At 39.5% G+C, this 972-nt stretch carries 1 protein-coding gene and 1 pseudogene; one reads left to right on the top strand and one right to left on the bottom strand.

Going from position 1 to position 972, the window contains the following annotated elements; genetic code table 11:
* Positions 1-89: 89 nt before the first annotated feature.
* Entirely contained in the window at positions 90-542 is a 453-nt protein-coding gene (locus tag HT693_RS11085) for a universal stress protein (protein ID WP_050302896.1), read from the bottom strand.
* Between the two features lie 171 nt (positions 543-713).
* Between HT693_RS11085 and HT693_RS11080 the strand changes: the two are divergent.
* Positions 714-964 (top strand): annotated as a pseudogene (locus tag HT693_RS11080) (hypothetical protein).
* The last annotated feature ends 8 nt before the right edge of the window (positions 965-972 follow it).

Here is a 972-nt window from a genome sequence, read left to right as displayed (position 1 = left end):
CGGCAAGGCGACGTTGACGTGGTTTGAAGAGATTTTCGAAGAGTATAAATAGTAAACAAAAAGGAGCGCTGAGCTCCTTTTCTTTGTAATTATAAGGTTTTCTCTTGTTCTCTCACCACCAGCAAATCGACCTTAGCATGGCGGAGGATGTATTCAGATGAAGAGCCGACCAAGAGGCGTTCAAAGGCGTTGAGACCGGTTGCGCCAAGGAGGATGAGGTCCACTTCTTCAGTATCGGGAATAGTACGTGCTAGTAGGGTCTTTGGATTTCCCATTTCAATGACGATATGAACATCTGCCACACCAGCATCTTTAGCACGTTTTTCGTACTCTTTCATCAGACTTTCAGCGTCGACTTGGAGTTGTTCGTAAACTTCAGCATCAAAGGTGGATACGCTTTGGAGAGCGCGTGTGTCAATGACATGGGCGATGGTGAGTTTAGCGTCGTTTCGTAGAGCAGAATGAACTCCCTTGACAAAAGCCAAGTCTGCTTCCTTAGAACCATCGATTGCGACCATGATATTTTGGTAACGTTGTGTCATAATGAAACCTCCTGAAATTTTCTTACTACAATTGTAAACCTTTTCACTATAGAAGTAAAGCAAAAAAAGTATTTTTCAAAAAATGTTAGCGCTTGACATATGTATGTATATATGTTAAAATATATAAAAAAGAGTGAGAGTAAAGATAGAATAGATTGGAGAGGAGTGGTTATGAAAAACTCTTTTCAAGAATCAAAAAAATAAATTTCCTTTATTATGGAATCATCTTAGCTTCGGTCTTGGTAGAAGTGATCATGATCTGGCAATTAGATAGGTTGATTCCGCTTCTTTATCCAGGTTTTGTTGGCTTTTTAGTCTTTCATGTATTCTACCATCTGATATTATTCCTAGTCGCTAAAAGAAGTGGTCGCTGGGATCACTTGATGATATGGGGGCTCTTCCTCATGTTTATACTATCCTAAAATCAAAA

It is taken from the genome of Streptococcus sp. 2154 (genome assembly GCF_013277255.1).
GTDB lineage: Bacteria > Bacillota > Bacilli > Lactobacillales > Streptococcaceae > Streptococcus > Streptococcus pseudopneumoniae.
The sequence above is the reverse complement of the archived record's forward strand: the minus strand, read 5'-3'. Positions and strand labels throughout refer to the sequence as shown.